6 protein-coding genes are annotated in these 7,049 nt (G+C 49.3%); all 6 read right to left on the bottom strand.

What is annotated here, in order from left to right; translation table 11 throughout:
• Positions 1–251 precede the first annotated feature (251 nt).
• Genes CAG65_RS14065 through CAG65_RS14040 form a run of 6 tightly spaced genes read right to left on the bottom strand, consistent with a single transcriptional unit; the run spans position 252 to position 7,004 of the window.
• Positions 252–1,388 (bottom strand): AI-2E family transporter, encoded by a 1,137-nt coding sequence (locus tag CAG65_RS14065; protein WP_161454050.1) that lies wholly within the window; start codon positions 1,386–1,388, stop codon positions 252–254.
• Positions 1,381–2,067, bottom strand: a complete 687-nt coding sequence (locus tag CAG65_RS14060) for a potassium channel family protein (RefSeq protein ID WP_021706089.1) — start codon at positions 2,065–2,067, stop codon at positions 1,381–1,383. Before CAG65_RS14060 ends, CAG65_RS14065 begins: the two co-directional genes overlap by 8 nt.
• A gap of 26 nt (positions 2,068–2,093) precedes the next feature.
• A complete protein-coding gene (locus CAG65_RS14055; protein WP_161454049.1) occupies positions 2,094–2,981 on the bottom strand; it encodes an HlyD family secretion protein in 888 nt (295 codons plus the stop codon).
• A gap of 12 nt (positions 2,982–2,993) precedes the next feature.
• Positions 2,994–3,197 (bottom strand): DUF1656 domain-containing protein, encoded by a 204-nt coding sequence (locus CAG65_RS14050; RefSeq protein ID WP_021706091.1) that lies wholly within the window; start codon positions 3,195–3,197, stop codon positions 2,994–2,996.
• On the bottom strand, positions 3,197–4,798 hold the full coding sequence (locus CAG65_RS14045; RefSeq protein ID WP_161454048.1) for a TolC family protein: 1,602 nt from the start codon (positions 4,796–4,798) through the stop codon (positions 3,197–3,199). The genes CAG65_RS14050 and CAG65_RS14045 overlap by 1 nt, the downstream gene beginning before the upstream one ends.
• A 13-nt stretch (positions 4,799–4,811) precedes the next feature.
• On the bottom strand, positions 4,812–7,004 hold the full coding sequence (locus CAG65_RS14040; protein ID WP_161454047.1) for an FUSC family protein: 2,193 nt from the start codon (positions 7,002–7,004) through the stop codon (positions 4,812–4,814).
• Positions 7,005–7,049: the final 45 nt, after the last annotated feature.

Raw genomic sequence — 7,049 nt, 5'->3', positions numbered from 1 at the left:
GTTTTATGCAAGTTAACGAAAAATATTAATTTTTATTATGTGGGAAATGAAAAGATCATCAGATGAACGTTTTTTGTTATTTATTTGATTTTTATTGAATTTATTGTTCTTTGTTCATCTTTAATCGAACAATGAACGTCATGTTTATGTCCGCCGGTGAAAGTTATGTAAAAAAGCAGCCCTTAATCAGGGCTGCAATAAAGAAACAAAACATGGTTATAAGAAAAAGGATGGCATCATATTAAATCTACTTATGTGTCAGCCTTTTCTGAATTAACTGTATTTGGCTGAGCCAGTGTATTGGCCGCTGCGTCTTCCTGTTGTTCGAGCTGGATCCAAAACACAAACAGTTCATACCAAATTGCCAGTATGACCGCTCCCAGGAACAAGCCGACAATGCCATAGAACAACATGCCGCCAATCGCACCAATCAGGATAATGGGCATCGGCACGTCTACGCCACGGCCCATTAACATAGGTTTAAGCAGGTTTTCCGACAGGGCGCCGACCACTACCCAAACGGTAAACAGGGTGGCGGTGGTGCTGTCTTGCATCACGTACATGTAGATGATAACTGGTAAAACGGCAATCAGTGCCGGGAGTTGAGCAATACATAAAATCATCAGGATCAGTGTCAGCAGGCCCGCAGCCGGGATGCCAAAGACGAAGAATCCGGCACCAATTAACAGCGCCTGTATGGCTGCGACACCGACCACGCCCAGCAAGACACTTTTTATGGTTGCGGCAATCAGCGATGTCCAACGCTCCGCATTCTTACCCGCAGCGCGCACGGCAACGGTCTTCAGCGAGTTAGCGATCTGTTCGGCGTAGGTCATAAAACCCGCGGCAATCGCCAGCGAGATGATGAACAGGAGCAGGCCGCCGAGCGCACCGCCGAGCACACCAGCAAACGAGGATACCGCCGATTTGATTTCTGGCAAGAAGGTTTGAATGGCTTTTTCCAGGTTGGTAGCGAACAGATCCCATACCTCGAACAGCTTATCGCCGATCACCGGAATAGCAGAGATTTTGCTGCTTGGCCCCGGGATGGTAATTTGGCCTTGCTGCAATGTTTCAAGTACCCGGGTTGCTCCTTCATAAATGGAACCCGAAATCATCACAAACGGTGTCACCAATAAGGCGATCCCCAGCAGGGCGATGGTGGTGGCTGCCAGACCACGACGCCCACCATACCAGCGTTGGATTTTCAATGTGAGTGGCATCAGGGCGACGGCGATAATCGCTCCCCAAATCACAGGGATGATAAACGGCTTGATAATATCGTATGTAAACATCAGCAGTATCAGCAGCAAGCCGATACGAATCGCTGATTCCACCATATTGCTGATGAAAATCTTGCTTTGTTGCTGTTCCAGTTGTTTATCCATTTTTCTTTACCTGATTTTCAATGTTAGAACTGACAAGGCTGGAAACCACGATCGCCATGTAAAATACGCCGGCAATGGCTTCCAGATAAACGATGACCTGAGCGATCGGTGTGATTGGGCTGATATCGCCATAACCTAGCGTGGTGAGGGTGACGAAACTGAAGTAGGCGGCATTGGAAAAATTCTCTCCCCAGGACTGGGCGGTAAGTCCGGTGAACGACTGAGGAGAGAATTCCAGAATGACCAGATAGACAATCGCCCACATCAGACCGAGCAATAAAAACAAGGCGACTGAGCCGATGACTTTGTTGGTATCTACTTTTCCGTTGAACAGAATCTGCCGGGCGATGGACTTAAAAGTGCCGAAGAAGAATGCGAAGGTCAGGAGCAGCGACACCACATCCATACTCTTGACACCCAGCAGGTTGCGAACTGCGATAGCGACGACCCAGGCACATACCAGCGTCACCAGAAATCGGTACCAGTTTTTATCAAAACGCAAACTGACTAGGCAAACGATGAACGTGACGATCGTAAACAGGGTCAGAATCTGCTCAAGCACGCCACTGCCGACCACCTGCGCCAGAGCGGCGCTGATCAAAAGCGAAGTCAGGGCCAGCGTAAGATAGAAAAAATTATTTTCCTGATTGATGTTTTTAAGCGGTTGTCCGATTGCCATGTTGTTTTCCTGTGCTGATGTCCGGTTCACTGCTGAGTGCTTTGATCGTCGGCGATGACCATGATTGAGGCGGTCAGACCGAACCTCAGGTCAACGCCTTGCGGCAGCTCGGTGATGGTGATTCGTACCGGAATCCGCTGTGCGAGACGGATCCACTGAAAGACCGGGTTTACGTTCGGCAGCAGGTTATACCCTACGGTTCCGTCTTTCGGGGCGATGCCCCAGCCAATCGAATCCACACGTGCTTTAATCGGTGTATCCGGATGCGACATCAGAGTAACTCGGGCTTCACTGCCTGGGTGGATGTTGGCTAACTGATTTTCGCGGAAGAAGCCGAACACCCAGAAACTGCTGCTGTCGATCAGAGCCAGCAGTGGTTGGTTGGCTACGGCTTGTGTTCCGGTGCGAATATCCAGGTTGGAAACGAAACCATCTACCGAGGCGTAAACCTTGGTGTAGCTTAGGTTAAGTTTGGCGGATTTCAGTTGTTCTTCGGCGGTCTTGATCTGCAGGAGTGATTCTTCGTAGGCGATTTCGCGACGGATCAGATCCTTGTGAGACACCGCGCCTCTGTCTTTTGCCCGGATATCTTTCAGTCGGTCATATTCGATTTTTTTACCGCGAGAACTGACGATGGCTTTTTCCAATGACACTTGGGCTTGTGACAGCGCTACCTGATAGGTTTCAGGATCGATGACAAACAGCAGATCCCCCGCTTTAACTGGCTGGTTGTCCGCCACTGCAACATCGACAATGGGGCCGGAAACCCGCGGAGCCACTTTAATCACATTTGCCCGAACCTGCCCATCGCGAGTCCACGGATTGTTAAAATAGTCCTGATATTTTTGGTAGCCAAGCCAGATGGCCCCACCCAGGATGACAATGTTTACAGCGATGATAAGGAATTTTTTCATCTTGTTGGGTACCTAAAATTTTAAGAAAAAGCTGTCGATAGCAACGACGTACATCACCAAAATGGCCATAAAGGTCAACGATGGATAGGCCACAAATCGGGAGAGCCGGGTCTTGTTGAAAATCAGTACTGTGATCCAGGTCGCCGTGACCGCAATCACCAGCACCAGCAGCAATGGTGAGTAATAGATATCTCCCCAGGAGAGTTCATGTGGCATCACTGCACCTCCCGCATATTGACGCTTTGCACGTGAGGCAATACGCGCGCTTCGGGGGCCAGTGTGCCCTTCCAGTCAGTGCGCTCGCTCATCTGCTTCGCCAGATCGTCATTGACGAAGGGTTTGCCTGAGTAGGCTTGCCAGCCTCCACCAAGCGCTTTGTACAGTGCAACGACCTGATTGGCGACATTGCCTTTAATTTGCGCATAACTGTCTTCACTGCGAGTCATTTTCTCGACCGAGTTCAACAGTCGTTCAAATGAGATCTGACCGTTTTCATACTGCGTCATTGAGATATTGAAGGCGCGAATCGAGGCGTTGACTGATTGCAAACGCAGTGCTTTTTGCTGCAAATACAAGTCATACGCATCAATGGCGTTAGTGACTTCCTGAACCGCCTGCAGCACTTTCTTGTTGTAGTTGGTCAGGGTTTCCTGAAAACGGGCGTCTTCATAGCGGATGTTGTTCTTCACCCGTCCGTATTGGAAGATATTCCAGCTGAATGTCGGTCCTGCTGCGAGGGTTAAGGAATCACTGAAACTGAAGCTGCTGCCATCGGGTACGGTGCTGTTTATGCCGATGGAGCCAAACAGCGAAAAACTGGGGTACAACGCCGACTGAGCAATGCCAATCTGGGCACTCTGAGCGCGCGCTTGCAGTTCGGCGACCTGAAGATCAGGGCGGCGCATCACCAGGTTCGCATTGATTGCCGTTTGTAGTTGCGGCGGACGTGGCACCAAAGAATCGCTGTCATCGCCTGAGAGTGCTTGCTTACTGCCGGTTGCCTTAAACTTTGCCTCATACGCGGCCAGCTTGGCGCTCAAGTTATTGCCATCTAGAAGTGGCTGTACTTCCTCAGGCAAAACGCCGAGCAGCACTGCCAGAGCGTTGCGCGCCTGACGCTTGGCAATCTCCAGTGAAGGTAGGGCAGCTTTGGTGGTGTACAGCTGGTTTTTGGCCTGCTGTACATCCAACTCAGTGACGTTGCCGGAGTCGTATTGTACTTGTGTGATGTTGACGACTCGCTCCTGAATTTCAATATTGCGTTGTGACAGCAGGATCCGCTCCTGGAAGGTACGGTAATTAATGTAATTACGAGCCACTTCTGCCGTGACCGTAATCATGATGTCCTGATAAGAAGTAATCGAGGCGTAATAGGCCGCCTGTGCAGATTCGATACCGCGCGCGTATTTTCCCCACACATCCATTTCCCATCCGGCATCGAAACTCACTGCCGCATTATTGAACGAGTTTTCATTTTGGTAGAGACGCGTCAGGTTGCCCGATACTGTCTGAACTTGAGGGTATTGCAGGCCGTCGGCAACGCCGAGCAATGAGCGGGCCTGCAAGATACGTAACCCGGCCGCTTCCAGATCGAGATTTTGCGCCCCGGCTTGCTCAACCAATTGGTTTAATACCGGATCGTGAAACTGTTGCCACCACAGTGCGGTATCATCCTGTGCTTGATGAGTATCGTCCTGCGTCCAACTGGCTGGCAAAGCGAGTGGTTGGGGGCGGGTGAAATCCGGCCCAAGCGTGGTACACGCGGTCAATCCGCAAAGGGGTAAAATGAGCCAATAGGGTTTGAGGGAGAGTGTCATAATCGTGTCTACCTCAAAAACGTTTTTGTTTTAAGTTCACCCAATCGATATCCTCATAGGTTGCTTTACACTGTTTGAGAGCTTCATACACATTACGCTTTAAATTCAGCAGGATATAAAACCCCGCTATCTCTGAATAAGCGTAGTCAGTGAAATCAAGATCCGTGAAGAATTGTTCCAGTCTGGTTTCAAACTCCTGATACTCGGCGTCGAACGTATCGAAGCGATGATTCAGGTCGCTGGTGTGATGATCCCGGGCTAACGCCAGCGCCATGGCAGGTAGGATATCGTCGCGGTTACCCGAGCGAAGTTCACGTAGCAATCGGTTGTCTCGCAACTGATGTTCGGCTTGGATCATAATTTTGAGATGGCTACTAAGCACCTGACAGGCATCGGTAAAGGCTTTAACGCTCTCCGGAGTGATCGTTGAGAACAGTTTATGGTTGAGTTTGGTCCCCCACATCTGAAGCTTGCTGCCGGACGTCGTCAGGGTTTTCAGATGCAGGCTACGTATGGTGCTCGAGTACCAGTCGTTTTTCTGCGTTTGGTACGCCGTGAAAAGCGCGTTGACATGGCGAAAGTAGCGCTCTTTTAGCGTCACAAACAGATGCTCGGGCCGTGATGAAAACGGAAAGTAGTGGGAGAAAATGATCATGAATACGACCATGTAAAACAGCATCATGATGGTCATTATGATACTGAAGTTGTAAGTCATTTGATTGTTGAGCCCGAGTATGAATAGCCCCAGCAGAAAGAAAATCGTAACGGGACCTTTGAACAGGTAGAAGCCAACGAAGGCATAGATAAAAATAAACGCGCCCAGTTCGGCGGGTAATTCCAGTTGGGGTAACACAAACACATAAGATGGCACGGCGAACAGAAAGCCGAACGTAAACAGTACCAACAGCATAACTGGGTGCACTGGCACAAAGGACAGCAGGGACATGTAAATGGTTGAGAAGACCACAAACTGGTAGCCCCCGGGAGGGTTCAGATAGATCCAAACGGCGCCTGCCACCCAATAGGTCACAAAAACTTTGATGGCTGTTTTGCAGTTTTCGGCATCCCACCACAAAAACCGTTCAGCTTTGCGTTGTAACGGCGGATCGAAGGAAATGCGGTTGGTCACTGAGTCAATGCAACTGATGGTTTCAGTGAGCCTGGACAGGTTCTGGTGCAGTTGGTTGATCACATAGCCCAATGTCAGGGCTGAGCCTTTTTCAACGTGGCTTGCGTTGGTGAGGGCGTCTTGATTGTAGGTCGTTTGGTGAGAGTCCGTGCGATAAGGCGTTCCCTGGTTGTCCCAAGCGGTTTGGCTGGCGTGAAACAATGCATCAATTGCAGCAATGGATTCGTCAAAATTACTGAGGAGCGCGTGGTCCTCTGGGTGGATAAAATGACTTTGCGCGGTGATCACCAATTGTTGGCTGATCGACTGGTAATAATGCAGTGTCAGTTGCCACTCTTTTAGATACGCTGATATTTCACTGCATTCATGACTGACGGTATAAAAGTGTTGTTCCAGGGCCGATTGCGCGTTGAAAACGTTATCTATTAACTCGGAGATATCCTCTGAAGACGTATCACTTTTATCGGTGTTTATTGGCGGTGAGCCCGCATTATATTGTGCATCTTGATGAGTAGATAGTTGCGTTTTAATACGGAGATTATTGATGATGGCATGAAATAATTGTCGTTGTGCTTCATTGAGTTTGTCGGATAATTTCCTTAAGTTTTGCTCTGTTTTAGTCGGAAATAAAAAGGTGCCGACTAATGTGTATATCACGATACCAAACATTGTCATGTAGGCGCGATCTACCCCATAAATAAATGCACCCTCGGCATCACCACCATTGGCCATCATTAACGTAGTGACACCGGTGAGCATAAACAGGGTCGGATCTTTCTGATAGGCATTGCGGAAATAAAAAATGAACGCCACCACAACCGATACCGTCAACATATAGAGCAGGCGATCTTGCGCAAACCAGCCCACCAATAACAAACCTAACACCGCTCCTGCGAGTGTGCCTAATAAACGCAATGTGCCTTTGGCCAGCGACTCCCGGGTACCGCCGGTCGACGCAATTAACATCACTGTGGTTGCAGCCGTGGACGCTTGTGGCCAGCCCAATGCAAAAGGAATCAAAAAGGCTAAAGTGAGGCTGAGGGCGGCCTTGGTTGCAAATTTTATTTTTTCATTCATCTTGTTTTGTTTCTGCTTCGGCCATTCACGCAATAAAGTGTAGAC

The sequence above is a fragment of the Vibrio sp. V39_P1S14PM300 genome (genome assembly GCF_009904765.1).
GTDB classification, from domain to species: domain Bacteria; phylum Pseudomonadota; class Gammaproteobacteria; order Enterobacterales; family Vibrionaceae; genus Vibrio; species Vibrio proteolyticus.
The sequence above is the reverse complement of the archived record's forward strand: the minus strand, read 5'-3'. Positions and strand labels throughout refer to the sequence as shown.